The sequence below is a fragment of the Sphingobacterium puteale genome (assembly GCF_050986225.1).
In the GTDB taxonomy this organism is placed as follows: domain Bacteria; phylum Bacteroidota; class Bacteroidia; order Sphingobacteriales; family Sphingobacteriaceae; genus Sphingobacterium; species Sphingobacterium puteale.
Genome location: NZ_CP158959.1, coordinates 586,588 through 612,123, shown reverse-complemented (window position 1 = coordinate 612,123; position 25,536 = coordinate 586,588). Strand labels below are relative to the sequence as shown.

Annotated in this window: 26 protein-coding genes; 4 read left to right on the top strand and 22 right to left on the bottom strand. The window is 40.4% G+C overall.

What is annotated here, in order from left to right; genetic code table 11:
• Positions 1-12: 12 nt before the first annotated feature.
• Both ABTV71_RS02425 and ABTV71_RS02420 read right to left on the bottom strand, forming a co-directional pair.
• Complete coding sequence (locus ABTV71_RS02425) at positions 13-294, bottom strand: acylphosphatase (RefSeq protein ID WP_121124398.1); 282 nt, start codon at positions 292-294, stop codon at positions 13-15.
• 37 nt (positions 295-331) lie between these two features.
• Entirely contained in the window at positions 332-1,507 is a 1,176-nt protein-coding gene (locus ABTV71_RS02420; RefSeq protein ID WP_433902172.1) for an amidohydrolase family protein, read from the bottom strand.
• Positions 1,508-1,920: 413 nt separating this feature from the next.
• On the opposite strand from ABTV71_RS02420, the gene ABTV71_RS02415 reads away from it, so the two are divergent.
• The 4 genes from ABTV71_RS02415 to ggt all read left to right on the top strand — a co-directional run bounded on the left by ABTV71_RS02415 (position 1,921) and on the right by ggt (position 7,081).
• Positions 1,921-4,377, top strand: a complete 2,457-nt coding sequence (locus ABTV71_RS02415) for a TonB-dependent receptor (protein WP_433902171.1) — start codon at positions 1,921-1,923, stop codon at positions 4,375-4,377.
• A 135-nt stretch (positions 4,378-4,512) separates the two neighbouring features.
• Positions 4,513-4,971 carry a D-aminoacyl-tRNA deacylase gene (dtd, locus tag ABTV71_RS02410; protein ID WP_433902170.1) on the top strand — a complete coding sequence of 153 codons (459 nt, stop codon included), beginning with the start codon at positions 4,513-4,515 and terminating at the stop codon, positions 4,969-4,971.
• Positions 4,972-4,989: 18 nt separating this feature from the next.
• Complete coding sequence (locus tag ABTV71_RS02405) at positions 4,990-5,316, top strand: nucleotide pyrophosphohydrolase (RefSeq protein WP_121124392.1); 327 nt, start codon at positions 4,990-4,992, stop codon at positions 5,314-5,316.
• Between the two features lie 67 nt (positions 5,317-5,383).
• Positions 5,384-7,081, top strand: coding sequence for a gamma-glutamyltransferase (gene ggt, locus ABTV71_RS02400; RefSeq protein ID WP_433902169.1), 1,698 nt, complete (start codon positions 5,384-5,386; stop codon positions 7,079-7,081).
• Positions 7,082-7,148: 67 nt separating this feature from the next.
• On the opposite strand, the gene groL is transcribed toward ggt, so the two are convergent.
• The 20 genes from groL to ABTV71_RS02300 form a co-directional block, all read right to left on the bottom strand.
• Positions 7,149-8,786: a chaperonin GroEL gene (gene groL / locus ABTV71_RS02395; RefSeq protein WP_121124388.1), complete on the bottom strand. Its 1,638-nt coding sequence runs from the start codon at positions 8,784-8,786 to the stop codon at positions 7,149-7,151.
• A 113-nt stretch (positions 8,787-8,899) separates the two neighbouring features.
• A complete protein-coding gene (locus tag ABTV71_RS02390) occupies positions 8,900-9,175 on the bottom strand; it encodes a co-chaperone GroES (RefSeq protein WP_121124386.1) in 276 nt (91 codons plus the stop codon).
• Between the two features lie 300 nt (positions 9,176-9,475).
• Complete coding sequence (gene secG / locus ABTV71_RS02385) at positions 9,476-9,895, bottom strand: preprotein translocase subunit SecG (RefSeq protein WP_121124384.1); 420 nt, start codon at positions 9,893-9,895, stop codon at positions 9,476-9,478.
• Between the two features lie 12 nt (positions 9,896-9,907).
• Positions 9,908-10,981, bottom strand: coding sequence for a hypothetical protein (locus tag ABTV71_RS02380; RefSeq protein ID WP_121124383.1), 1,074 nt, complete (start codon positions 10,979-10,981; stop codon positions 9,908-9,910).
• Positions 10,982-10,993: 12 nt separating this feature from the next.
• On the bottom strand, positions 10,994-11,509 hold the full coding sequence (locus ABTV71_RS02375; protein WP_121124381.1) for an LptE family protein: 516 nt from the start codon (positions 11,507-11,509) through the stop codon (positions 10,994-10,996).
• 10 nt (positions 11,510-11,519) lie between these two features.
• Positions 11,520-12,797 carry a sigma-54 interaction domain-containing protein gene (locus ABTV71_RS02370; protein ID WP_121124379.1) on the bottom strand — a complete coding sequence of 426 codons (1,278 nt, stop codon included), beginning with the start codon at positions 12,795-12,797 and terminating at the stop codon, positions 11,520-11,522.
• Between the two features lie 37 nt (positions 12,798-12,834).
• Positions 12,835-14,271, bottom strand: coding sequence for a tRNA (N6-isopentenyl adenosine(37)-C2)-methylthiotransferase MiaB (gene miaB / locus ABTV71_RS02365; protein WP_433902168.1), 1,437 nt, complete (start codon positions 14,269-14,271; stop codon positions 12,835-12,837).
• Positions 14,272-14,532: 261 nt separating this feature from the next.
• Positions 14,533-15,216 (bottom strand): OmpA family protein, encoded by a 684-nt coding sequence (locus ABTV71_RS02360; protein WP_394342593.1) that lies wholly within the window; start codon positions 15,214-15,216, stop codon positions 14,533-14,535.
• Positions 15,217-15,422: 206 nt separating this feature from the next.
• The gene (locus ABTV71_RS02355) at positions 15,423-16,184 is read right to left on the bottom strand and encodes a hypothetical protein (RefSeq protein WP_147430383.1); all 762 of its coding nucleotides are present in this window, start codon (positions 16,182-16,184) and stop codon (positions 15,423-15,425) included.
• 152 nt (positions 16,185-16,336) lie between these two features.
• Positions 16,337-16,735, bottom strand: a complete 399-nt coding sequence (locus ABTV71_RS02350; RefSeq protein WP_433902167.1) for a hypothetical protein — start codon at positions 16,733-16,735, stop codon at positions 16,337-16,339.
• A 7-nt stretch (positions 16,736-16,742) separates the two neighbouring features.
• Positions 16,743-18,155 (bottom strand): 23S rRNA (uracil(1939)-C(5))-methyltransferase RlmD, encoded by a 1,413-nt coding sequence (rlmD, locus tag ABTV71_RS02345; protein WP_433902166.1) that lies wholly within the window; start codon positions 18,153-18,155, stop codon positions 16,743-16,745.
• A 267-nt stretch (positions 18,156-18,422) separates the two neighbouring features.
• A complete protein-coding gene (locus ABTV71_RS02340; RefSeq protein WP_104385291.1) occupies positions 18,423-18,998 on the bottom strand; it encodes a TetR/AcrR family transcriptional regulator in 576 nt (191 codons plus the stop codon).
• Positions 18,999-19,112: 114 nt separating this feature from the next.
• Positions 19,113-20,153 (bottom strand): phenylalanine--tRNA ligase subunit alpha, encoded by a 1,041-nt coding sequence (gene pheS / locus ABTV71_RS02335; RefSeq protein WP_077438207.1) that lies wholly within the window; start codon positions 20,151-20,153, stop codon positions 19,113-19,115.
• Positions 20,154-20,448: 295 nt separating this feature from the next.
• On the bottom strand, positions 20,449-20,907 hold the full coding sequence (locus tag ABTV71_RS02330) for a single-stranded DNA-binding protein (protein ID WP_121124369.1): 459 nt from the start codon (positions 20,905-20,907) through the stop codon (positions 20,449-20,451).
• A gap of 19 nt (positions 20,908-20,926) precedes the next feature.
• Positions 20,927-21,976 (bottom strand): A/G-specific adenine glycosylase, encoded by a 1,050-nt coding sequence (gene mutY, locus ABTV71_RS02325; RefSeq protein ID WP_433902165.1) that lies wholly within the window; start codon positions 21,974-21,976, stop codon positions 20,927-20,929.
• Between the two features lie 106 nt (positions 21,977-22,082).
• The gene (locus ABTV71_RS02320) at positions 22,083-22,562 is read right to left on the bottom strand and encodes an urease accessory protein UreE (RefSeq protein WP_121124365.1); all 480 of its coding nucleotides are present in this window, start codon (positions 22,560-22,562) and stop codon (positions 22,083-22,085) included.
• On the bottom strand, positions 22,555-23,511 hold the full coding sequence (locus ABTV71_RS02315; RefSeq protein WP_433902164.1) for an urease accessory protein UreD: 957 nt from the start codon (positions 23,509-23,511) through the stop codon (positions 22,555-22,557). Before ABTV71_RS02315 ends, ABTV71_RS02320 begins: the two co-directional genes overlap by 8 nt.
• A gap of 12 nt (positions 23,512-23,523) precedes the next feature.
• Positions 23,524-24,153 carry an urease accessory protein UreG gene (gene ureG, locus ABTV71_RS02310; RefSeq protein ID WP_120261827.1) on the bottom strand — a complete coding sequence of 210 codons (630 nt, stop codon included), beginning with the start codon at positions 24,151-24,153 and terminating at the stop codon, positions 23,524-23,526.
• Positions 24,154-24,254: 101 nt separating this feature from the next.
• Positions 24,255-24,941, bottom strand: a complete 687-nt coding sequence (locus tag ABTV71_RS02305; protein ID WP_433902163.1) for an urease accessory protein UreF — start codon at positions 24,939-24,941, stop codon at positions 24,255-24,257.
• Positions 24,942-25,041: 100 nt separating this feature from the next.
• Positions 25,042-25,536: an urease accessory protein UreE gene (locus tag ABTV71_RS02300; protein ID WP_121124361.1), complete on the bottom strand. Its 495-nt coding sequence runs from the start codon at positions 25,534-25,536 to the stop codon at positions 25,042-25,044.

The following is a 25,536-nucleotide window of genomic DNA, read 5'->3' as shown; positions in this document are numbered from 1 at the left end:
CGACACTAGGCTTTAGGATTGAACTCTTTTAATCACTTCAAAATTAGAAAAGCCTTTCAGTTCGCCTTCCGTAACTTCAACAGCTTCAACATTTGCATCCTCCGGACCTTCCTGGCAGAAGTCCAACAATGAATCAAGTGCAAAATCGTCCCCCTCGGCCTCCATATAGACAGCCCCATCCTTTTGATTGAGTACAAAGCCTTTCACACCGACCTGATCCGCAACAGCTTTGGCCGTCAATCGAAAAAAGACTCCTTGTACTTTACCTCTTATTGAAATATTCAAATGTTTCATAAGAGCAAAAGTACAGAAGTTTTTGTGGAATTAAATACTACGCTAAACGTTTGATTTTAACTTTATCAGTTAAACGAAAGTTTTCCATACCCTCAAGCAGGACAATCCCCGGTTTTTTGCCGATTTCCAAAGATCCATATTCATCCTCAATATTCAATGCAACAGCTCCGTTGATCGTTGCCCATTGGATTGTTTGCAAGAAATCCAAATCTTCGAAATGTTCATGCAATACCTTCAGTTCTTCCAATACCGAAAGTGTATCATTCGACGCTAGGCTATCCGTACCAATCACTAACCGTTGTCCCGCGCTTATAAAGTTCTGAACCTTAGGAAGGTTCCCCTCAATATATAAATTTGCCTTTGGGCACAGGCACCATACAACATCACGGTCCATTCGTTCTACAAAATCGAGATCTTTTAATGAAGTATAGGTATTATGGACCAACAACAACTTATTCGGATAAGGCAAGTAAGGTAAATAAGACTGGATGGAGTTTCGGGCTTGCGCTTTTATAGAATCCGCATTCTTTCCGATACTCTTATAGAAATCCAGAAATTCACCTGTTTTGTATCTAAACAATTTATTCTCTTCGTCGCTCTCCTGATTATGAATACTAATGATATTAGTCTCAGGCACCGATTTTTTAAATTTCTTAAAAAGAACTTTCGAACACGAATAAGGTGCATGTGGCGTAATGGACACATGACCATTTCTAAATTCTTGTGTTAAAGACTTGGCTTCTTTTAGTTTAAAATCAGCTTCTTCGGGTTCAACCCCAATGACCTCCACAAAGGTATGATAAAGTATTTTTGAATCTTCCTTCTGCTTAGAAGAATTGTCCGTATTCGCATGGTCTCCCACCGCTACGATCCCATTTTCATACATCTCTTTATCCGCTTTCGCCATTGCATCATCCATTTTCTTCATAGACGCACTACGTGAAGTCATTACCTGGCTAAGGAAATTTGGAAGACCGGTACCTTTAGCTACCACGCCTTTCATATGTGACAATTCAAGATGGCAATGGGCATTGATAAAACCCGGAATAATTATTCCCCCATACCTCTCGATTTCGACTTTATCAGTCTGTGTGAATGAAGCAGGGTCATAGATGCCTTGAATTACCCCCTCCTCGTCTACCGCTACAATACCATCTTTTATTGGCATTGAGGTAATCGGTAGAATATAATTTGCGCTTAAATACTTTAACATTTTATCTCCTCACTCTCAAATTAGTAACTAAAAAATTTTTGACTGAATATGAATACATACTAACAGTAGAAAATTCTATACCAAGGTACCTAAAAAGAACAATAAACACCAAAAACAAGCCTAAACGTAAAATTTTAAACCATAAGGAAATTACCACATATTTTCCAAGAAGTATACTTTTTGTAAAAAACACCATCTTTATATACCATTCCGATTTTAATTTATATATTCGCAACGTCGATTAGGGGTGCCTTGTTTTGTCAGAAACACAAATAAAGGCTGAGATCATACCCAACAGATTAAGTTCTGTGCACCTGATCCAGGTAATGCTGGCGGAGGGAGAGGTTAGTTAAATAAAACGGTCATAGTGACCCCTTGCTATGATTTGTTTAACTTAAACAAAATACATCAACATGATCAAATTTTTGATTTGTAGCGTTTTAGCTACTACTTTAAGCCAAATTGCTGTTGCCCAGCACAATTTGACGATTAAAACCGTAGATAAGGATACACAAAGGCCACTACACAATGCAACGATATCCATAGACGGACAGGCTTCATTTACAACCAATTCGGACAAAGATGGCTTGATCAAATTATATAATATCGCAGATGGAAAACATACCATTCAAGTCTCGTTTGTCGGATATCAAACCTGGACTCAAAACCTAAACCTCCAACGGGATATGGAATTGACCGTTCAGCTCGATCCAAAAACAATTCGTACCGAAGAGGCTCTTGTGGTATCCACCAGAGCTAAAAAGAATTCACCGACCACATTCAGGAACATCTCAAAAGAAGAGATTTCTAGGAATAATCTGGGACAGGACATTCCCTATCTCTTGAATCAGACACCTTCTGTTCAGGTAAACTCCGATGCAGGAGCCGGCATAGGATATACAAACATGACCATTCGGGGATCTGACAACCAGCGCATCAATGTAACTCTTAATGGAATTCCACTAAATGATGCTGAAAGTATGGGCTCATTCTTTGTCAACCTTCCTGACTTCGCCTCATCTACGGAAAGCATCCAGGTACAGCGGGGAATCGGAACATCTGCCAACGGGGCCGGATCCTTCGGAGCTTCCCTGAATATTCAATCCAACACATTAGCGGAGAAACCTTATGCCGAACTCAATAATTCATTCGGGTCTTATAATACCTGGAAAAATACGGTAAAACTCGGAACCGGTTTGATCAATGACAAGTTTGCTTTCAATGCCCGCTTATCCAGGATCAGCAGTAATGGTTATATCGAAAGAGGCTCCTCAGACCTGCAGTCCTTCTATATTGATGGAGGTTATTATGGCAAAAAACAGACTTTAAAAGGAATCGTATTCTGGGGAAAGGAAAAGACCTACCAAGCCTGGAACGGCGTACCGGAACCTTTGATCACGGGTGATAGATCTCGCATGGATGATTACGCTGACAATGGATTATACGTATCAGGCACAGAAAAAGACCGATTTATGAACGCCGGCCGAAACTATAATCTGTATACTTATCGAAATCAGACGGACAACTATACGCAAAAACATCATCAACTTCATTACACCAACATTCTAAGCGAAAAATTAACACTTAATACAGCCTTACATTATACACGAGGTTATGGCTACTATGAAGAGATGAGACCCGGTGATAAATTAAGTAAATATGGTTTGCCCGATGTCATCCTCGGTAGTGATACCATAAAAAAAACAGATCTGATCCGCAGAAGATGGTTAGATAATTATTTCTATGGCATGACCTATGCATTGAATTACAAACCGAATGACCAACTTGAAATTACCTGGGGTGGAGCATACAATCAATATCGGGGAAAACATTACGGTGAAGTAATCTGGGCACAGTATGCTTCCAACGGATTTATAGATGATAGATATTACTTCGGAAAATCGCAGAAAAATGATTTCAGCAACTTCCTAAAGGTAGATTACAAATTGGATAAATGGATCTTAATGGCCGACGTCCAGTACAGAAATGTAGACTATAACATGTATGGGGATGATGATAAGGTCAAAAATTATAATTACCACCCAAAATTCAATTTTCTAAATCCCAAAGCCGGAGCAACCTATCTGTTAAATGATCATGCAAACATCTATGCTTCCTACGCTTTCGCTCAAAAAGAACCCGTCCGAAAAGATTTCATAGAGAAGAACAGCAAACTTCCGGATCCTACGCCAGAAAAAATGCAGGACATTGAAATTGGATATAGATTCACCAATACCAAATTCAATATTGGATTAAATGGATACGGGATGTTTTATAAAGACCAGTTGATTCCAACAGGCGAGATCAGTGATACGGGTGCTCCTATCCGACAAAATGTAAAAGACAGCTATCGAATCGGACTGGAATTTGACGGAGCCTGGAACATCAGTAAGCAATTGAACTGGAAGGCGACAGCCAGCTTCAGTCAAAACAGAATTAAGAATTTTGAAGAAATTGTGAAAGATATAAACGGTGTAAGCCCAGATACCAAAATTTTCTATCCAAAGACAGATATTGCCCTGTCTCCAAATACGATTATATCCAGCAATTTTTCCTATAGCCCTATTGAGCCGCTTACATTTTCGTTGCTGTCAAAATACGTAGGACGACAATACCTCGACAACTCATCCACAGAAGAAAGAAGCATTTCCTCTTATTTCGTCAACAATTTGCTGGCAAACTATAATTTTACGGCGTTAGGCATCAAAAATATTAGTGCGACTTTACTGGTCAACAATATCCTCAACGAGAAGTATGAAACCAATGGCTACACCTTTGGTGGAATGGACAGTAATACCAGAAAATATTATAATTTCTACTTTCCACAGGCACCTGCAAATTTTATGTTAGGCCTGAATATCAAATTCTAACAGTTAAGATTCTATATATCAAGAGCCGCCTTATCTATTCAAAATAAGGCGGCTTTTTATTTTGGCAGCAATAAATGTTAGATTGGATCGTGTTTGACGATGGGAATTTTTAACTTTGGTTTTATACTTTTTATTATGCGTGCAGTAATACAACGGGTAAAACATGCTTCCTGTACAGTGGACGAACAGATCACTGGACAGATTCAAAAAGGTTTGGTGATCCTATTGGGAATAGAAGAAGCCGATACAATTGAAGACTTAAAATGGCTGGGGCAAAAGTTCGTTAACCTACGGATTTTTGAAGACGAGCAGGGACTAATGAATAAATCCATACAGGATATCGGCGGTAATATCTTACTGATTTCCCAGTTCACCTTATTCGCTCAGACAAAAAAGGGAAATCGGCCTTCGTTTATTCGGGCAGCCAAACCTAATACCGCCAAACCCCTTTATGAAGAAATGGCCAAATTGCTTTCCAAACTGATTGATCAGCCGGTTCAGCTCGGCTTATTTGGGGCGGACATGAAAATCAATCTATTGAACGATGGTCCCGTTACCATCGTTATGGATACAAAAGATAAGGACAATTTTTAAACTACTAAATCCGAAAAAATGACAATTAAAGAAGCACAGGAAGTAATTGATAAATGGATCAATACAACAGGAATACGTTATTTCAATGAGCTGACAAATACAGCCATGCTCATGGAAGAAGTTGGTGAAGTCGCCCGGATTATGGCCAGACAGTACGGCGAGCAATCGTTCAAAAAATCCGATAGAGAAGTTAACCTCGCAGATGAAATGGCCGATGTATTGTTTGTCTTAATGTGTCTTGCAAATCAAACGGGTATAGATCTGACCGATGCACTGGAAAAGAACCTTCAAAAGAAATCCATTCGGGATGCAGACCGTCATAAAAACAATGAAAAATTAAAATAACACCTTTGTATTCCATCGGTGTCCAAGGTTTAATATTAATCTTACGCACAATTTTAGAGCAGATATTATGAATAAACTATTTATTTATTCGTTAGTAGGAAGTTTACTATTCGCTTCGTGTTCCAGCAGGCAGTTTGGTTCACATAGGACCAGCCCTGCCACCTTCAACAAAGCTGCTGTGGTCACTGCCCACCCTCTGGCCTCCGAAGTCGGAGTAATGATTTTGAAAAAGGGCGGAAATGCAATTGATGCTGCTGTCGCCGTGCAGTTTGCTCTTGCTGTTGTTTATCCCAATGCAGGCAATATCGGTGGTGGTGGATTTATGCTATATCGCAATAGCCAAGGTCAATACGATGCCTTGGACTTCCGGGAAACTGCTCCCAGAAAGGCGCACCGGGATATGTATCTTGATGCACAAAAGAATGTTATTCCCAATTTGAGCTTATACAGTCAGTTAGCATCCGGTGTTCCCGGTTCTGTTGCCGGCATGTGGGAAGCACATCAGAAATATGGAAAACTGACGTGGAAAGAGCTTCTTGCCCCAGCGATTGAACTTGCCAAAAATGGTTTTAAAATCAGTGAAAGACAAGCCAACGAATTTGAGAGTCATAAGGAACGTTTTGTCAAGCTGAATCCTACGGGAGCAGCAATTATCAAAAATACAACATGGCAAACCGGTGACCTATTTGTACAGGAAGATCTTGCCAATACCATCGAACGAATCGCCAATGAGGGACGTGATGGCTTCTATAAAGGAAAAACGGCTGATTTGCTTATTGCCGAGATGAACAGAGGCAAAGGAATCATTACCCATGAGGACCTCACAGGCTACAAGGCACTTTGGCGTACCCCTATTGCATCAAGTTATAGAGGTCACAAGGTTGTTTCTATGCCACCGCCATCGAGCGGCGGAACTTCCCTACTGGCTTTATTAAAGTCTGTGGAGCAATTCCCCCTTCAACGCTGGGGTTTTCAGACGGACTCCGCAATACGTGTCATCGTTGAAGCAGAACGTTATGTGTATGCAAATAGGGCAAAGTATTTAGGAGACCCCGATTTTATCAATGTCCCTGTGCAGCAACTGATAGATTCCTCGAAAAATGCAGCTAAACTGAACCCGTTTAATTTTCGCCAGGCGACTTTAAGCAAAAACGTCAATGCGGATGTCATTCCGGGTTATGAAAGTGAGCAGACAACTCATTTCAATATTGTTGATGAGCAGGGAAATGCTGTTGCCATTACCACAACACTCAATGATTCCTATGGCTCTGGGGTCATCGTGAATGGTGCAGGATTTTTATTGAACAACGAAATGGATGATTTCTCGGTAAAGACCGGCGTACCTAATATGTATGGCTTGACAGGAGAAAAAGCAAATGAAATTCAGCCCGGAAAAAGAATGCTGAGTTCCATGACACCGACCATTTTAGAAAAAGATGGCAAGCTATTTATGGTGGTAGGAACACCGGGCGGATCAACGATTATTACCTCCGTTTTCCAGACCATATTAAATGTAATCGACTTTGGTCAAAATGCACAATCCGCTGTCAGTTCACCCCGATTCCATCACCAGTGGTTACCTGACCGCATCGATGTGGAGCAAGGTGCGATTGAGATAACATTGCGAGACAAATTGACAAAGGATGGCTATGCAATAAATCCCCGCGGGGCAATAGGACGTGTAGAAAATATTCTTGTCCTTCCAAACGGCAAATTACAGACCGGAGCCGATCCCCGTGGAGACGATACGGCAAAAGGATATTAATCATCAAATAAAAAGGCTCATCTGGAATCCCAGATGAGCCTTTTTATATTATATAGTTCGGATGATCTTACATCATGCCGCCCATACCACCACCCATTGGAGGAGCACCAGCACCTACAGGGTTTTCTTCAGCCTCATCAGCTAATACACATTCTGTTGTCAACAACATTGAAGCAACTGAAGCTGCATTTTCTAAAGCAATACGAGATACTTTAGTTGGGTCGATTACACCAGCCGCGATTAAGTTCTCGTAACGGTCAGTACGCGCATTGTAACCAAAGTCAGCTGTACCTTCTTTTACTTTCTGAACGATCACTGCACCTTCGATACCTGCGTTATTACAGATTTGACGTAAAGGCTCTTCAATAGCACGTTTGATGATATCGATACCGATTTGCTCGTCTTCGTTCTCACCTTTAAGGTTTACCAAAGCTTCTGTAGCACGGATAAATGCAACACCACCACCAGCAACGATACCTTCTTCAACTGCAGCGCGAGTCGCATGTAAAGCATCGTCAACACGGTCTTTTTTCTCTTTCATTTCAACCTCAGTAGTAGCACCTACGTACAATACAGCTACACCACCTGACAATTTTGCCAATCGCTCTTGTAATTTCTCACGGTCGTAGTCAGAAGTTGTTGTTTCGATTTGTGAACGGATTTGAGCAACGCGAGCTTTGATATCATCTACGTTACCGCCACCGTTGATAATTGTCGTATTATCTTTGTCAACCTGAACTTTTTCAGCTTGCCCCAAATAAGATAACTCCGCATTCTCCAATTTGAAACCTCTTTCTTCAGAGATTACTGTACCACCAGTTAAGATAGCGATATCTTCTAACATCGCTTTACGACGATCACCAAAACCAGGAGCTTTTACAGCCGCCACTTTCAGTGAACCACGGATTTTATTGACGACTAAAGTCGCAAGAGCTTCACCGTCCAAGTCTTCAGCAATGATCAATAATGGTTTACCAGTTTGAACTTGTTTTTCCAAAATAGGCAACAACTCTTTCATGTTGCTGATTTTCTTGTCGTAGATCAAAATGTAAGGGTTATCTAATTCTGCTTCCATTTTGTCAGAGTTCGTAACAAAGTATGGTGACAAATAACCACGGTCAAATTGCATACCTTCTACAGTTTTTACTTCTGTTTCAGTACCTTTTGCTTCTTCAACAGTGATAACACCATCGTTACCAACTTTTTCCATCGCTTGCGCGATCAAAGAACCAATTACCTCGTCGTTATTTGCAGAGATAGCTGCTACTTGTTTGATTTTGTTATTATCTTGACCAACTTCTTGAGATTGAGATTTCAAGTTGGCAACAACAGCTGCCACAGCTTTGTCAATACCACGTTTTAAATCCATTGGATTAGCACCTGCTGCTACAGATTTAATACCCGGAGCAACGATCGCTTGTGCCAATACAGTAGCCGTAGTTGTACCATCACCAGCTTGATCAGCAGTTTTGGAAGCAACCTCTTTTACCATTTGAGCACCCATATTTTCTAAAGCATCTTTCAATTCGATTTCCTTCGCAACTGAAACACCATCTTTAGTGATTACCGGTGCACCGAATTTTTTCTCAATAATTACGTTACGTCCTTTTGGACCTAATGTTACTTTAACAGCATTAGCTAAAGTGTCTACACCTTTTTTAAGGGCCTCACGAGCCTCAACGTTATATTTTACTTGTTTTGCCATTTCTTTAGTATTGAGTATTGAGATCTTGGTAGTGAGACTCTAATATGACAAGTCTGCAGCTACGAACCGCCTCATTTTTTAAATTTAACTTTGTAATTTTGACTTTTGAACTCTTAGATAACAGCGTAAATATCTGACTCACGCATAATTAAATACTCTTTCCCTTCGTAAGTAATTTCAGTACCTGCATATTTACCATATAATACTTTGTCACCTACTTTTACAGTTAACGGCTCGTCAACTTTGCCAGTACCTACAGCAACTACTATACCTTGAGATGGTTTTTCTTTTGCTGTATCGGGAATATATAACCCTGAAGCTGTTTTTTCTTCTGCTGGAGCAGCTTCTACTACTACTCTATCTCCGATAGGTTTGATACTTAATGCCATAATTAATTTACTTTTTATCTGTTATTGAATTTATTTTTATGTTATAATCGTTATAGACACATCATCTTTTATGCCAATTGTAGATAAGGTGATGTATAAGACAATTTTTCACCGAAAACTTAACATGTCAATAAATAAAAGCGGATTTTGCTGTCACACTGTCACTGTTTATATGACATCCTTACATAACCGTATTCGCCATTCCGACCACATGTTGATAAGCAAACTGACAAACCCGCGTATAGCAAAAAGGCCTCGTCTAAATTATAGACGAGGCCTCTTGAATTTCTTTCTTCGCAACTATTTCTTAGCTTCTTCAGTTGGCTTAGCTGCTGGCGTTGTCGCCGGAGTTTTTTGTTCTGATTGCGCTGGAGCAGCTTGCTCTTGTCCTGCTGGAGCACCTGCAGGTTTCTGTGCTGGCGTACCCAAGTTCAAAGGTCCCTGTTGTTGTGCAGGGGCTTCAATTTGACCACCCAAGCCTCCTTTAGATGTACTTGGCGCTGTCCCCATAATGTTAACCCCCAAACTAAAAATCATAATAGCAATAACCATGATCCATGTACCTTTTTCCAAAAAGTCTCCTGTACGTTTTACACCCATTAGGTTTGTTCCTCCGGAAAAACCAGATGATAAACCGCCACCTTTTGGATTTTGGATTAAAACCAAAAATGCTAAAATAATACTAGCTAATATGATAAGACCAATTAATAATCCTTGCATCTCTTTATGTAATTAATTTAATTTCTTTTCTAATTCTGTTATGCGTGCCGCAAAGTAAGCATTTTTTTCTGGATATTTCAAAACTAATTTTTCGTAAACCTCTATTGCTTTAGGATATAAACCCTGTTCGGTATATATTTTTGCAAGGGTCTCCGTTACCAATGAATGCTGATCTTCCGAGCTTTTTCTAGCCTTATTCTCCAAATCCAACTTTTCAGCCTGTAGTGGTTGGATCATAGGCTCCTCGCGGATAAATTTCTCGATTACCTCATCCGTTTTGCGCGGAATCTGGAAGGCAATTGTTGTTTTCACCTCATCACTGAGTTTTGCCTCCGGTGATTGCAGATGGAAAATATTCTCCCGAATCTGTTGATCCAATAGCTGGCTATCCAATTTTTCATGGATCTTGGCAATATCATCATTTGATGGTGCCATAGGACCCAAAGGTGACTTTACATAGGGCTGATAGGTTTCAGCATATTCAAGTCGTGTTTTGTGCAACCACCACAAGAAACTATAGGGCATGGTATCATCATCATAGACCGAGACACGCTCCTGTGTATCCTTGAGTGACCGAATAGCTGTTTCAGAAGATACCGGTTCAGCTATTTCTGGTTCCTCAACCGAGGTGACCTGTTGTTTTGCTTCACTCGAACGAAAATAATCCTGCGCTACACCTGCTTGAATCAAACGGTCCAGTTCATCTGTCTTCTCCACCACGTTTTCAACTTCAATTTTCACCGCCTCAACTTCAGTCTCAGCCACGACTGTTGCCTCAACATCTTCATCAAGGTCGTCCTCAAGAATTATGATGTCCTCCAATTGGATTTCTTCCCTCTCCACCGTTGGCCTACTATGCATAAATTCATACAACCAGTTTGGAGACGAAGCATAAAGCAATGTAGACGATAAATTCTGAACAGGTTTGCTTTCACCAAAAACTTTACGCTCATAAATAAATCGTAAACTTTGCGCATACGGATATTTTTCGATCAAGCCTAAAATCACTTCTTCATCAACAGATTCTGGGTGATTGATCGTTCGAAAAAAAAGTTCATTATTCGATAGTGGCATAGTCATATTCATCTTGGGAAAGGATTACCAGTTGGCAAACGCCTTATTATAAATATCCTCTGTCAACATCTGGATAACCTCCTTACCCAAGCTCTCCTCCTGTGCACTCTGAAGATTTCCAGCAAACTCTTTGAAGCGTGTAAAAGGCTGCTCAAAGTCGTCTTTAGGGTTAATCTTATTGTGGTAAGAAACTTTAATGGTAATGGTCAATCTATTCATTGCAGCCCGATCCGTCCCTGCTTCAACAGCTGCTGGGCTGATCGTATAATCTGTAATGAAGCCTTCAAAAGTAGCATCACCATCTTGGTTGACCTGACTTAATCGGGATTGATTTCGAATACGCTCCTTTAATGCCTCCGTAAAATTCTGGCTTAAAGTCGGATAAACCAAAGGCGCAATATTTTCGAAATATTGAATATTGACTGTCTTCATCCCTTCTGGAATAGATCCTCCCGTAAATCCATATTTCACACCACAACTGTTCATTAAGAATAGAAAAGTGGTCGTGAGCAAGGTATATAAAATTCTTCTTGACAACATCTGCAAAACCTTAGTCTAAATTTAAGTCTTTAATTTTCCTATACAAAGTCCTTTCGGAAATTCCCAATTCTTGTGCCGCTGCCTTACGTTTGCCGCGGTGTTTTTTCAAGGCCTTCTTGATAAGATCAGATTCCTTGTCCACCAAGGACAAAGACTCTTCCACTTCCTGTGCATCTTGCAGATATTCATCCTGGGTAGCGGGATTCTTCAAGACATTTGCCGTATTGTTATTAGGCGAATGTATCGTCAGTGTTGGCGCAATACCGTATCCTTCGGCATCAGATTTTATCTGTGGTTCAATTTCCTGATAAAGCTGATTAATATAAGGCGAATTTTGATCGAACGTAGTAGAATCCACACCCTTCTGGATCAGCTCAACAACGAGTTTTTTGAGATCGACCATATCTTTCTTCATATCGAAAAGAACCTTATAAAGTAAATCTCTTTCTGAAAAATCTTCTTTTGCGCTATTATTTGATGAAACTATGGCCGGTAAGCTCGTCCGCGATTCATTTGGCAAATAGTTTTGCAGGGTATGCGCATCAACAACACGTTCTTTCTCTAAAACAGCAATCTGTTCGGCCACATTTTTTAATTGACGCACATTGCCCGGCCAATTATAGTTGCGCAGCATATTTTGTGCATCTTCAGTCAATTGCACTCCGGGAGAGCGATATTTTTCCGAAAAATCGACAATGAACTTACGAAATAATAAATTGATGTCTTCAGGACGTTCCCTAAGCGAAGGAACACGCAACGGCACGGTGTTCAGACGGTAATACAAATCTTCCCGAAATTTACCTTTTTGGACTGCTTCAAACATATTGACGTTTGTCGCGGCAACCACACGTACATTCGTTTTCTGAACTTTCGATGATCCTACACGAATGTACTCTCCGGACTCCAAAACACGTAGTAATCGAGCTTGCGTCCCCAAAGGCAGCTCCCCGACCTCATCCAAGAAAATTGTTCCACCGTCGACTACTTCAAAATAACCTTTACGTGCTTCGTGAGCACCGGTAAAGGAACCTTTCTCATGCCCAAATAATTCAGAATCTATTGTCCCCTCTGGTATTGCACCACAATTGACTGCTATAAACGGCCCATGCTTGCGGGAACTCAATTGATGGATAATATGCGAAAAAACTTCTTTACCACTACCGCTCTCACCTTGTATTAATACAGAAATATCAGTTGGAGCCACCTGTCGGGCGATATCTATCGCCCGATTTAGCAACGGTGAGTTACCGATGATTCCAAACCTATTTTTTATATCTTGATTATCCATAAATTTCCAGTTGGAAATAAATTTATATTAAGTTTTCTTAATCGACAATTTTACCTAACAAGGTTGCTGATGTACATGATTCTACACGTACATTGACGTAATCTCCCTGTTTGTACCGAGGGTCTATCGGAAATACAACCAAGGCATTTTGATCGTTACGACCGCAAAAATCAAACTCAGATCTTTTTGAAAAACCTTCTATAAGCACCTTACATATCTTTCCAATAAAATGTTGATAACGATATAAGCTATGGTCACGTTGTTTGTTGATTACCTCAGTCAAACGACGTTTTTTGACATCCTCCGGAATATCATCCGCATAGCGCTTCGCAGCTAATGTCCCCGGTCTTTCGGAATAAGCAAACATATACGCAAAGTCATATTTCACATAATCCATCATGGATAATGTTTCCTGATGTTCTGCTTCTGTTTCTGTACAGAAACCCGTGATAACATCAGTTGAAATCGCACAATCTGGAATAATCTTGCGGATAGCGTCTACACGTTCCATATACCACTCACGATCGTAAGTACGATTCATCAGTTCCAATATCCTGGAATTTCCGGATTGTACTGGCAAATGGATATAGTTACAAACATTTTCATGCGCGGCAATCGCATATAAAACCTCATCTGTGATATCTTTTGGGTGGGAAGTCGAAAAACGAACGCGTAAAAGCGGGCTCACCTCAGCCACCATGGTCAATAACTTGGCAAACGTTACCGTTTCGCCCGGAGCTTCACCTTCTGCAACGGGTACAGTATACTTATAGGAATCCACGTTTTGACCCAATAAAGTCACTTCTTTATATCCCGCATTGAATAAATCCTGCGCCTCTTTCACAATAGAATGAGGATCACGGCTGCGCTCACGTCCACGGGTAAATGGAACCACACAGAACGAACACATATTATCACAACCGCGCATGATGGAAATAAAGGCTGTCACACCATTTGAATTTAATCGAACCGGATTAATATCGGCATAAGTCTCCTCACGTGATAGCAGGACATTCACTGCCTTTGCACCGTCATCGACCTTATCAATTAAATTAGGGAGATCACGATATGCGTCAGGACCTACCACAACATCAACTAATTTTTCTTCTTCAAGAAACTTCGATTTTAAACGCTCAGCCATACAGCCCAACACACCGACGATCATTCCAGGATTCCTGGTCTTAGCCGCCTCAAATTCTTTCAGTCGATTACGAACACGCTGCTCTGCATTCTCGCGGATTGAACAGGTATTAATAAAGACAACATCTGCTTCCTGATAATTTTTTGTCGTCTCAAAACCTTTATCCAACAAAATAGAAGCAACGATCTCACTATCCGAGAAGTTCATTTGACAACCGTAACTTTCAATATACAGTTTACGTCCATTACTTATCTTTGGATCCTGTTCTAATAACAATGCTTCACCCTGACGAGATTCGTCGTGTTCCTTAGTTGTATGTGTTAAATCTAACATAGCTCAATTTTCAAAGACTACAAAGTTAGAAATTAAAATCCATATAATGACAGTTTGTCAGCCAGAAATATAGTTTATGCTTTGTCAAATTTTAGCGCTAAATACTCCTGCGCGGTCCAACCGCACTATATCCCTATGCATGGAGATTTTACAAAAAAGGCACGGATAAATTTCCGTGCCTGTATATTTTGAAACTCAACAAACGATTTTTAGCGAAACGCTAACAACAACCGATTCCACAGGAACCAGCTATTCAGTTGCTTATTGACCAGCTTGTTGTTTTGCCTCTTTCTTCATTTGATCACCAGCAACGATAACGATCTCCACACGACGATTTTGTGCACGTCCTGCTTCTGTATCATTACTTGCAATTGGCTCTGAAAAGTTTCTTCCTTCAGTTTTAATACGTGAAGAAGCCAGTCCTTTGGATACAGCAAACGCACGTACCGCATTTGCACGGTCCAAAGAAACTTTGTCATTCGCCGCTAACGTACCTACATTATCTGTATGTCCGATAACCAAGATCTCTGTCCCTTGTTCCTTATTTAAAGTGGTAACCAAGTTAGCGATATTATCTTTTGCAGTGGCTTTCAAATCAGATTTGTTGAAATCGAATAAAATACCTGAATCAAATTTCACAACAATACCCTCTGCGGATTGAGTTACTTCAGCACCTTCGACGGTTTTAGAAATCTCAGCAGCTTGTTTATCCATTTTCTTACCGATCAATACACCGGCTGCACCACCAATGGCCGCACCTGCTAATGTACCAATAGCCGTATTACCAGCCTTACCGCCAATTAATGCACCTAAAGCACCACCCGCTACACCACCGATTACACCGCCTTTAGTCGTATTATTTGTATTTTGGATTGTAGAACAACTTCCAAATAACATAGCCGAGGTTGCAACAGTCAAACCAAATACAGCTAATTTTCTATTCATTTTCATATCTATCTAAGACTTTTAATATTCAAACTAAATACTGTCCATGTTAAAATCAAACAAAGTGCCAAAAGCAACCTTTTTCAACTTTTTTGTAACGATATGCTCAAAAAAGCATTATAACACGTATAAATGAAGACGATCCACTACAAATAATCCCGATGACCAATGTTCACAAGAACTAACAGTATGGAAAGGAAATTGTTTTACTTCTCCTGCGTCTTAACTTCGATATCTGGCAACAACGCCCCTTTTGGGCGGCCCTTTGCTTCGAAATCCTGCAAAGACTGTTGCACATAATTCATCAAATCATATTGTCCCCAGTGCTCGGCGAGATCAAATGAAGGACGATAACGTACCATAAAAGCATCTAAATCGGCACTATCCAATTTTGTTAATTTCTGGACCGCCGCGCGTGAAAAAATACGGTCGACCTGTAATTCTTCTTTTTCCCGGTCCATAAAACGTCCAAAACGTTTCGCATTTTTTGCTTCCCGTCCAAAAAGATTATAAAGTGCGGTAGCAGGACTTCCTAAATAGGTCCCAAATTTATTTTTCCCCCCATTATAAACTCCTTTTTTGGAGTAGTTTCCCATCGCCTCATTTAGTTCGGCCTCTTTCGACTTCCTTTCTACGATTACTGTCTCAAGCTTTATCCCTTCCTGCATTTCAATATAAAATTCATTCAGGTTTGTCAACACTGTCTTTACCGGTGAAAATCCGACCTTAGTGAAAGAAAGCGAATCCCCCACCGAAGCGTCAATCGTAAAGACACCGAAAGAGTTTGTCAGCGCCGATCTGCTCGTCCGCAAATTTAGCACAACCACATCGCCAACTCTATTGGCAGTCCCCTTCTGCATCACCATACCTGACACTTGCTGTATATGTTGTGCCTTTGCTCCGAATGCCGTCAAAACCAACATCAATACGCCTAAAAGCCCTCCTATATGTATGTGTATTCTTCTCATTGGAATATATTGTTATTATCACGCCAAGCTTTACAACCCCATGCCGCCCTTAGCGTTCCGGCTTTATTTCCGCGTCATGCTTCCAGCCTATTTCGTTAAAAATAGTAATAGTTTGACAATTGTATTGTTAAAAAAGTTTAAATATTACTTCTTCATTTATAGGGGTAAAAGACAAAATTGGCTCCTTCGGCAACAACCACAAACAGGCACATAAAATCCTTAGCAGATTTATAATTCTGAATAAAAGTAGCTTTACGGTCTTCCTGAATGATATCCATTTCGACAAACTCCTCCAACGTAGAGGCATTGATTGTCCAATTTGTCTCCAGTTCAGTACGGTCCAAGATTATCTCTCCTACCGATACCTCATGTTGATGTGCCACAAAAATCGGATAGGAAGAATAGCCTTCCTCAATGATTTCCATCGCAACCTCACGGATTGACTCACTATAAAAATCAAGATCAACCTGCAAACTTTTCAATGGACTCTGCCCAGTAGATTGCGTGGCTTCCTCCCTTGCTCCGCCTGAAAATAAATCCTCTACTTCCATATATATATTATGATTTTTTAAGTTCCAATAGAACGACATTTTCTACGTGCTGTGTATGCGGAAACATGTCTACCGGTTTAATACGCTTCACGTCGTACTTCTCAGCCAATAAAACTAGATCTCTCGCCTGTGTCGCAGCATTACAACTGACATAAACAATTCTAGGGGATTCCATCTCCAATAAACGGGCCACAACATCCGCATGCATACCTGCTCTTGGCGGATCCGTAATCACTACATCTGGTTTCCCATGCTCAGCAATAAAAGAAGGAATCAACACATCTTTCATATCCCCAGCATAAAACTTCGTATTGTTGATATTATTGATCGCCGAATTTACCTTCGCGTCTTCAATTGCAGTAGGGACATACTCAACTCCGATGACTTCTTTTGCTTTCTTAGCGACAAAGTTTGCTATTGTACCAGCCCCCGTATATAAATCATACACGAGCTCATCTCCTTTTAAATCCGCAAAATCGCGCGTGATCTTATAGAGTTCGTATGCTTGTGCTGAATTGGTCTGATAGAAGGATTTCGGTCCAACCTTATAGCGAAGACCTTCCATCTCCTCATAAATAAAATCACGACCTGCATATACATGAATATACTGATCAAAGATGGTATCATTACGCTTTTGATTCACGATATACAAAAGCGAAGCAATCTGAGGAAACCTTTCATTGATGAAATTCATCAATAATTCCACCTGGCCTTCCTCTGGATAAGCAAAAACCACAATCACCATCATCTCACCAGTAGACGAAATACGGATGATCAGATTGCGTAATACCCCAGTATGCTCACGGAGATCATAAAAAGTCATTCCTTTGCTTAGCGCAAAGTCCCGTATGGTATTCCGAATCTCGTTGGAAGGGTCTTGCTGAAGAAAACAATGATCAATATCCAGAATTTTATCAAATCGCCCCGGTACGTGAAAGCCCAAAGCATTCATTTCCAATTGCGATGCATCCTCATCAACCGAAGTCAACCATTTCTTATTGGAAAATGTATATTCTAATTTATTTCTATAATACTCCGTCTGAGCCGATCCCAAAATATCCTCCATGGCGGAAGTATCTACTTTCCCGATCCGGGATAAAGCATTGTCAACAGACTGTTGTTTAAATTTTAATTGGGATTCATAGCTCATGTGCTGCCATTTACAGCCTCCACAGACACCAAAATGCTCACAAAAAGGATCTACGCGATAAGTAGAAGCTTCCTTCAGACTCGTCACCCGAGCCTCAGCAAAATTCTTCTTCTTGCGCATTAACTCCACATCGACAACATCACCCGGGACAGCTTTTTCGACAAACAAAACCAGATCATCGGTTTTCCCCACACCTCTACCTTCTTCGGCAATATCAATGATTGCGATATCTTTCAAGAACTTCTTTTCTTGCGGAATTCTTCTACTCATAGTTCGCAAAAATACAATTTTTTATAATGATTTTTCACTGGCCTACATTGTCTTAGAAAAAAGACCTTTCATATAGCGCAATAATCGATTTTGATCAGGCAAATTTCCTTTATTATTCGCGGATATGCAGCATTGTTTAATGCCTATAAAAAGGTCTAAATTCAGACATACTTCCTTGAAAAAAAGGAAACGTTAGAACATTAGCAAAAGGAAGATTATTGAATAGGTGGATAATAGGCGGCAATAAACAACAGAACCCATAATCACTTAGAGAATCGTTGCCTGAACAAGGTACGGAAGAATCTCTTTTTGAAAAGAAATAAAGTTTTTACGTACATCGGCATCCGAAACGGCAGTAAAAGCAAAAGAGAATACAATGCTCTTACTTGATTTGATCAGAAATGTCAGTTTTTCCTCACTGATCGCTTCATTGATCTTTTCATTCTGGATAAATGTACTCAAAAGCAGGAATTCCAGATCCTCAGATAGTGTTTTTAGATATTCCTGTGCATTGGCCGACTCACGGATAAATTCCCAGCCAATCAATTCATTGCATGCCGTATAAGTCAGTCGGCTGACACGAAGAATGGTGGAAGCCAAAAAAGAGGCCATATCATCCTCATATTTTGTGGTCTTTAAGATATCCAGCAGACTTGCCCGCAGATAATCCATCAAAATGGCATGCAAGATCATTTCCTTACTATCAAAGTATTTATAAACCGTCGCCTTAGCAATCTTAGCTTTTTTGGCCAACGTGTTTACACTGGTTTTATGATAACCATTTTGACGAAAGAGTTCCCGTGCTGTTCTTTTTATGGATTCAATGATATGATCTGGTTCCATATTCTTCAGATAAGACTACCACACATCACACTATTTCCAACACCCGGATCGAATAAGACACACGTAAGGCTTGGCAATAGTGTGATAGTTTCAATAGTCTTTATTAGCATTGATTTATATTAATTCAGTCTCAAACTGAGCTAAGAAACGCGTATCATTTTCAGAGAAAAGTCGCAAATCTTTGATCACATATTTAAGATTTGTGATTCGTTCGATGCCCATACCGAAGGCAAAACCCGAATACTTTTTACTGTCGATTCCACAATTTTCAAGTACATTCGGATCTACCATGCCGCATCCTAAAATCTCTACCCAACCCGAATATTTACAAAGATTACACCCAGCACCTTTACAGATTGTACAAGAAATATCCATCTCAGCAGAAGGTTCTGTAAATGGGAAATACGAAGGGCGGAAACGCACTTTAGTGCCCTCACCATACATTTCTTGAACAAAATGGTATAAAGTCTGCTTCAAATCAGCAAACGAAACATTTTCATCCACATATAATCCTTCTACCTGGTGAAAGAAACAATGTGCACGAGCCGAGATAGCTTCATTCCGATAAACACGACCGGGCATAATCGCACGGAAAGGTGGCTTACCAGCTTCCATGAGTCTAACCTGAACAGAAGATGTATGTGTTCTGAGTGTAATATCGTTACCTTCCTGTTTTTTGATAAAGAATGTATCTTGCATATCACGCGCCGGATGCTCAGGCGGGAAATTCAACGCGGAGAAATTATGCCAATCATCTTCAATCTCTGGTCCCTCAGAAACGATGAAGCCCAGCTTTTTAAAGATCTCAACGATTTCCTTGCGTACCAATGAGATTGGGTGTCTGGATCCCAACTGAAATCCATTACCGGGCAATGTTAAATCACCCTCGATTTGCTGAGACTTCTGTTTCTCGCCGGAACCAAATTTCTCCTGTGCTTCCTTGAAGGTATTTTCCGCCAACTGCTTAAATTCATTCAGTACTTTCCCCAAAGTACGTTTTTCTTCAGGAGTAACTGTTTTGAATTCATCAAAAAGATTTTTTACAATCCCTTTGGAAACCAAAAACTTCAATCTGAAATTTTCTACATCGGCTGAAGAAGATGGCGCAAACGCCTTAATTTCTTCAGTATACTGCGTAATTTTATCTTGCAACATAATTACGACAAACATAGCCAAAATTTCCGCCAAAAAGAAATTTTAGCCATCTCTCAAACGGCTTCGAAAACACCCCTGCCTGCAAAATTTCGATCTAGATCAACCAGAATAAACCTATTTTTTATCAACTCATTGCGCATAAAAACACCGGTAAGATGATCTTTTCATCCTTGTCAGAAGCAAGCAAGAGTATACTAAAAATCAAAAAGAGCAGACTTTCATCTGCTCTTTTGCTCATAACTATATTAATGTAAAGTAATATCCGTTCAATATTCAAAGCTGCTTTCGAGTTCGATTAAAATGGAAGCGGATTATCTTCCTGATCATTTTCGGTAAAATCAACTTCGATTTCTTTATCCTCGGCCTTCTGCGCGGGGGTGCTTGCAGCAGTTCCCGCATTAGCAGTTCCAGCTGGTTCAAAATCCGATTTCCGTCCCAAAAGAGTAAATGTCTCAGCAACCACCTCAGTAGCATAACGTCTGATCCCCTCTTTATCTTCGTAGGTACGCGTACGTAATCGACCTTCGATATAGACCAATTTGCCCTTAGTAAGGTATTTTACCGCCACATCTGCCAAACCGCGCCACATGACAATATTGTGCCACTCGGTTTGTTCGACCCGTTTTCCGTCCTTGTTATACGTTTCTGAAGTTGCCAATGGGAAACTGGCAACGGAGACATTGCCTTCTAAATATCGAATTTCGGGATCTTTTCCAAGATGTCCCACTAAAATAACTTTGTTAACTCCTGACATAATTTAAAAGCATAAATGGTTAAAAATTGGATCTTTCCAAAAAGGTAAAGATCAACTTGTGTTTAGCTAATTTATCTAAATCTTTTAAAAATACATAATCCCAACTGGATTTTTTTTGTTTTAGACCGCCCTCTAACCGCACTTCAAAGAATGTCGCATAAATATTCTGATGGCTCAGAATATGTTTAGTTTGTTTTTGCAGGAGTTTGATCTCCGCCTTATCCCCGAAATACCGGACAAATTGTTCATCTATTAGAATCTCCGGTATCGTTAATGTCCGATCGGACTCGATAAGGGGAAACTCATATAAATTCTGCCAGACATCGCCTTCTCCGCGCTTTGACATCAAAATTTGCGCTTCATCTTTAAGAATAAAATAATTAAAATACCGTTCTCTGCTTGCTTTGCCTTTAAGTTTAACTGGTAATCGATCAACTTCTCCCTGTAGCACGGCGTAACAAGATGTATTAAACATACAAGTAATACACAAAGGTTGCTTCGGCTTACAATGAATTGCACCAAAATCCATAATGGCCTGATTGTATAATGCCGGATGGTCCTGATCCAAATTTTCCTGAGCGATAGCCGTAAAAGTTTTCTTTCCCTCAGTAGAATTAATCGCTGTGTCTATGCCATAATATCTCGAAAGCACACGGAACACATTCCCATCCAATACTGCCTGCGCCTCATTATTGGCAAAGGATGAAATTGCGGCAGCGGTATATTCACCTATACCGGGAAGCTTTAGCAAGGTCTTATAGTCTACAGGAAAAATGCCGTTATATTCGTCACGGACGATTCGTGCAGCCTTATGCATATTTCGTCCCCTTGAATAATAACCTAATCCCTGCCAAAGGTGTAAAATATCATCTTCCTCTGCGTTGGCAAAGTCAACGACTGTCTCAAACCGTTCCACAAATCGTAAATAGTAAGGCAGCCCTTGTTCTACTCGAGTCTGCTGCAGGATAATTTCAGAGAGCCAAATTTTATAGGCATCTCTTGTTTCCCGCCATGGTAAATCACGCTTATGCTGTAGATACCATCCCTGCAATTCCGCACCAAATGTCATAACAACAAAAATGCACAATTTTTCAACATTTTCAAGCAGCGCACAAACAAAGATCGGCTCCCGCTATCAAATCAAAACCTAAAACAAACGTTCAAATACTCACCTCTTATTTTTTCGCATTGCGAAGCGACGTAATCTGTTCATCTGGTTCTAAAATGGCATTTTCCAAGGAAATGGAACCATTATATTTTTCTTTTAATGCCTGATACAAGCGTCCGTCATAGGAGACAGCAAAGCGCCCATCAGCTTTCAGATACACGGGCAAATGACGATTGCCTACATCAAAACAGAATTCTCCGACCACAGAAAGATCCTGACTGTCAAGCAATACACAAAGACAGGGCAAGATATTGACCTGTATAAATAGATCTTCGCTATGATAGATACATTGCCCCGACTGTAAGGCCGTGCTGTCATCCCGTTGTATCTTTACCATATTTCCCTTACGCGTTTTGCGGTGGATAACACGTTTATTCACTTCAAAGTAGGAAAGATCCAAAATATCCGATTCACGATTGAATTTAACATGCTCAAAATTGGGAATGGACTCAATGAGGATTTCGGTAGGCTCTTTCGGTTTACGCATATTTCAGTCCTTCCTCCGTAGTACTCTTGCTTACCCTCTTTTTCCGCGGACTGGCTGCGCCTTTCTTGTCAGCAACAACAACTTCAGTCAAAACCGCTTCTGTCACAACCGGCAAAGTCTCGGTCGCCTCATTTTCGATGACTTCAACTTCTTTCGACTCCGACAGTTTATGCATAGTAAAGTCCCAGCACAATTGCCCTAACATTTGCAGAAAATCATACAGCAATTCACCGTCAGAACCCAGCGCTCGTAAAATAACGACATCTGATGAAGCCTGTGTAAATCCATAAGAGATGTCATTATATTCTACTGTCAATATTTCGTCAAGTTCATTCTTTAATTCCTGCGCGAAAAGAGCGGAGAATATAAAAGTCGCTTGATGGGTGTAACCTTCAAAGAAGAGCATTTTCTGGATTGGCTGTTTTTTGGGTTGCAACAGCTGATTGTCGATGAACGCCAGTTTTCCTGATCTGAAAATCTTAGTCTGTGTATGCAAACGATCAAATTCAAATGCTTCTTTCATATAGATCCGTCCGACACTGATAATATCACCCCACATCAAAACCGCATCTTCGGCCAAATGAATATGATTGGTTGCCTTGAATATGGAGTCTTTAAAGGGCGTGACCGGATGCGGAATGTAATGCAATATTCCCCCCGAAGCCACCTCTACATCTGTATGTTGGCTAGCACCGGTTTTCATCGGGTGCAATTTATTGAAAGACTGCGTAAACAGCTTTAATTGCGCCTCTTCCTTTACATGGACATCAATATGAAGATGATCTGTATCCATAATACCGGGTGATGCACTCATGATAATCATTTCCAGATGATCAGTTAGATTCGCTGCTCCATAATGTGTCAATTTATATGGAGCATTATGGTAGCTTTCTTTTAGTCTGCTTCTACCGTCCTCTTTGGCTACATTTAATACGATCTTACTATCCATATCCCGTTGTTTTTAACCTACTTGTTCTAATAAAGCGTATTCTTTGATCCATTTCTTTACATCTTCCAACCCTTCTAATGTCATCAGATTCGTAAAAATAAAAGGACGTTCTCCACGCATCCGCAATGTATCCCGGCGCATGACCTCCAAATCTGCATGTACATAGGGCGCTAAATCAATTTTATTGATCAATAACAAATCTGAGCGTGTGATACCAGGGCCGCCTTTACGCGGCATTTTTTCACCCTCGGCAACATCAAGAACAAAGATGGTTAAATCCGCCAAGTCCGGGCTGAATGTTGCTGTCAGGTTATCTCCCCCACTTTCAACGAAAATAAGCTCCACATCCTCAAAACGGTTGGCCAATTCCTCCACCGCTTCAATATTCATCGATGCATCCTCGCGGATCGCGGTATGTGGGCAACCACCAGTCTCTACACCAATGATACGTTCTGCTGGTAATGCCGAATTTTGCTGTAAATACATCGCATCTTCACGTGTGTAAATATCATTTGTAACAACACAAATGCTGTAATCTGCGGACATCGAACGTGTCAATCGTTCGATCAAAGCAGTCTTGCCCGATCCAACAGGTCCGGCAACACCAATTTTTACATAATTTCTTTTTGACGTCTTTTTCATCCTTAACTATTTATTTCATCGCTTAGTGAAGTTTATGATGCTTAAAATTTACCTTGCTCAATCAGATTAAATAAATTTTAAGTATAGCAGTAATCTTGCTTTTAAGATATATAGATACGTGTATATAACTTTTCATGTTGCATACAACGGATATCTTGTGCGATACAACAATTACCGATTAAATCCTCTTCCAACACTGGTTGCGCGATAACCAACTTATTGATTAATGGTTGCAACTTAAACAGAATCTGTTGTGCATCCATTTGACTAATAGGGACCAGTTTCGCGCAGTTGGTCACAATACCATTGAGTGAATTGTAATAAAAAGCACTCAATGCATCTGAATAACTAATCCCTTGCGCATGTGCAAACATGGCAAATGCCATTGCGTAATGCCCATGCAATTCTTGTGTATTTATTGCTTTTAAATAAGCTGAACAACGTTTAACCGGCTGCAATTTTTCAGTCAGCTTCAAGAAGCGTATTCCCAATTTTTTACTTGCATCCCGAATTTCATAAGGCGCTTTAAAGGCCGTGATCAAGGCATCTAATTCTGCTACCTTCTTCTTTGTTGCCTTTGTTTCGCATAATTGCCAAGTCTTATGAAAAAAGGCCGCATCGTTGTAATAGAAACTATGTTCCAATAAGGTCTGCGCGTACTCTTTGGCAGTTTTCGAGTCGTGTACAAGACCTTTGGTTATATAGGTTTCCAATCCATAGGAATGTGTGAATCCTCCAATCGGAAAAACGGAATCATTGATCTGCATCAATGTCAACAATGGATTCATATGTAAATTATTTTTTTTAATGGTCATATGGAATATCCGGATTACTTTGTTCGATCACTCTTGCTGGCAATCGCCTGACCACACTTTGTGATCATTAGATTTATACCCCCTTTGCTAGCGTGATCTTATTTTGCACGACGGCATACTGATGTATGCGCAATGTATGCGTGCGTTCAATTACCCGTGACTCTTTCGTTGGTGTAAATCCCGCCCGCAGTAATTGTTCCCACAGCGGATTTTCGTAAGCCGCTATGATTTCATGAGCTGCGTTTATAAAAACAGGGATATGCTTATTGCCTATTTCTAAACATACTCTCGCCATATCCATTCTATTTTTTGGCCGTACGACTAAACAAGGACAGGGCAATATTCGGACAACGATACGGAGTTCTTCTGTTTCGAAAAGGATATCACCATCGAACAAGGAGTCTTCACCCAGATTTTTAAATCCGATCTCCCGGCCTTGAACGGTAAATCCCCGAATGACACGTCGCTCGGTATCAAACCATTCAAGCTCTAAAAAATCAAGTTCAGCAGCATCCTGCTCCTTGCCATCTGCCCAAATATTGCCTTTAATGTCTCTTGCTAAAATCAT

What these genes read in the sequence shown, in the direction of transcription:
- groL (WP_121124388.1), bottom strand. Translation starts at nt 8,786, where the DNA reads ATGGCAAAACAAGTAAAATATAACGTTGAGGCTCGTGAGGCCCTTAAA.
- ABTV71_RS02330 (WP_121124369.1), bottom strand. Translation starts at nt 20,907, where the DNA reads ATGTCAGGAGTTAACAAAGTTATTTTAGTGGGACATCTTGGAAAAGAT.
- ABTV71_RS02350 (WP_433902167.1), bottom strand. Translation starts at nt 16,735, where the DNA reads ATGGAAGTAGAGGATTTATTTTCAGGCGGAGCAAGGGAGGAAGCCACG.
- ABTV71_RS02375 (WP_121124381.1), bottom strand. Translation starts at nt 11,509, where the DNA reads ATGTTGTCAAGAAGAATTTTATATACCTTGCTCACGACCACTTTTCTA.
- rlmD (WP_433902166.1), bottom strand. Translation starts at nt 18,155, where the DNA reads ATGAGTAGAAGAATTCCGCAAGAAAAGAAGTTCTTGAAAGATATCGCA.
- ABTV71_RS02340 (WP_104385291.1), bottom strand. Translation starts at nt 18,998, where the DNA reads ATGGAACCAGATCATATCATTGAATCCATAAAAAGAACAGCACGGGAA.
- mutY (WP_433902165.1), bottom strand. Translation starts at nt 21,976, where the DNA reads ATGACATTTGGTGCGGAATTGCAGGGATGGTATCTACAGCATAAGCGT.
- pheS (WP_077438207.1), bottom strand. Translation starts at nt 20,153, where the DNA reads ATGTTGCAAGATAAAATTACGCAGTATACTGAAGAAATTAAGGCGTTT.
- ABTV71_RS02380 (WP_121124383.1), bottom strand. Translation starts at nt 10,981, where the DNA reads ATGAATATGACTATGCCACTATCGAATAATGAACTTTTTTTTCGAACG.
- miaB (WP_433902168.1), bottom strand. Translation starts at nt 14,271, where the DNA reads ATGTTAGATTTAACACATACAACTAAGGAACACGACGAATCTCGTCAG.
- ABTV71_RS02415 (WP_433902171.1), top strand. Translation starts at nt 1,921, where the DNA reads ATGATCAAATTTTTGATTTGTAGCGTTTTAGCTACTACTTTAAGCCAA.
- ABTV71_RS02320 (WP_121124365.1), bottom strand. Translation starts at nt 22,562, where the DNA reads ATGCGTAAACCGAAAGAGCCTACCGAAATCCTCATTGAGTCCATTCCC.
- ABTV71_RS02405 (WP_121124392.1), top strand. Translation starts at nt 4,990, where the DNA reads ATGACAATTAAAGAAGCACAGGAAGTAATTGATAAATGGATCAATACA.
- ABTV71_RS02300 (WP_121124361.1), bottom strand. Translation starts at nt 25,536, where the DNA reads ATGATTTTAGCAAGAGACATTAAAGGCAATATTTGGGCAGATGGCAAG.
- ABTV71_RS02305 (WP_433902163.1), bottom strand. Translation starts at nt 24,941, where the DNA reads ATGAATCCATTGTTGACATTGATGCAGATCAATGATTCCGTTTTTCCG.
- ABTV71_RS02370 (WP_121124379.1), bottom strand. Translation starts at nt 12,797, where the DNA reads ATGGATAATCAAGATATAAAAAATAGGTTTGGAATCATCGGTAACTCA.
- ABTV71_RS02425 (WP_121124398.1), bottom strand. Translation starts at nt 294, where the DNA reads ATGAAACATTTGAATATTTCAATAAGAGGTAAAGTACAAGGAGTCTTT.
- ureG (WP_120261827.1), bottom strand. Translation starts at nt 24,153, where the DNA reads ATGAAAAAGACGTCAAAAAGAAATTATGTAAAAATTGGTGTTGCCGGA.
- ABTV71_RS02315 (WP_433902164.1), bottom strand. Translation starts at nt 23,511, where the DNA reads ATGGATAGTAAGATCGTATTAAATGTAGCCAAAGAGGACGGTAGAAGC.
- ggt (WP_433902169.1), top strand. Translation starts at nt 5,384, where the DNA reads ATGAATAAACTATTTATTTATTCGTTAGTAGGAAGTTTACTATTCGCT.
- ABTV71_RS02355 (WP_147430383.1), bottom strand. Translation starts at nt 16,184, where the DNA reads ATGAGAAGAATACACATACATATAGGAGGGCTTTTAGGCGTATTGATG.
- ABTV71_RS02360 (WP_394342593.1), bottom strand. Translation starts at nt 15,216, where the DNA reads ATGAATAGAAAATTAGCTGTATTTGGTTTGACTGTTGCAACCTCGGCT.
- dtd (WP_433902170.1), top strand. Translation starts at nt 4,513, where the DNA reads ATGCGTGCAGTAATACAACGGGTAAAACATGCTTCCTGTACAGTGGAC.
- ABTV71_RS02390 (WP_121124386.1), bottom strand. Translation starts at nt 9,175, where the DNA reads ATGGCATTAAGTATCAAACCTATCGGAGATAGAGTAGTAGTAGAAGCT.
- ABTV71_RS02420 (WP_433902172.1), bottom strand. Translation starts at nt 1,507, where the DNA reads ATGTTAAAGTATTTAAGCGCAAATTATATTCTACCGATTACCTCAATG.
- secG (WP_121124384.1), bottom strand. Translation starts at nt 9,895, where the DNA reads ATGCAAGGATTATTAATTGGTCTTATCATATTAGCTAGTATTATTTTA.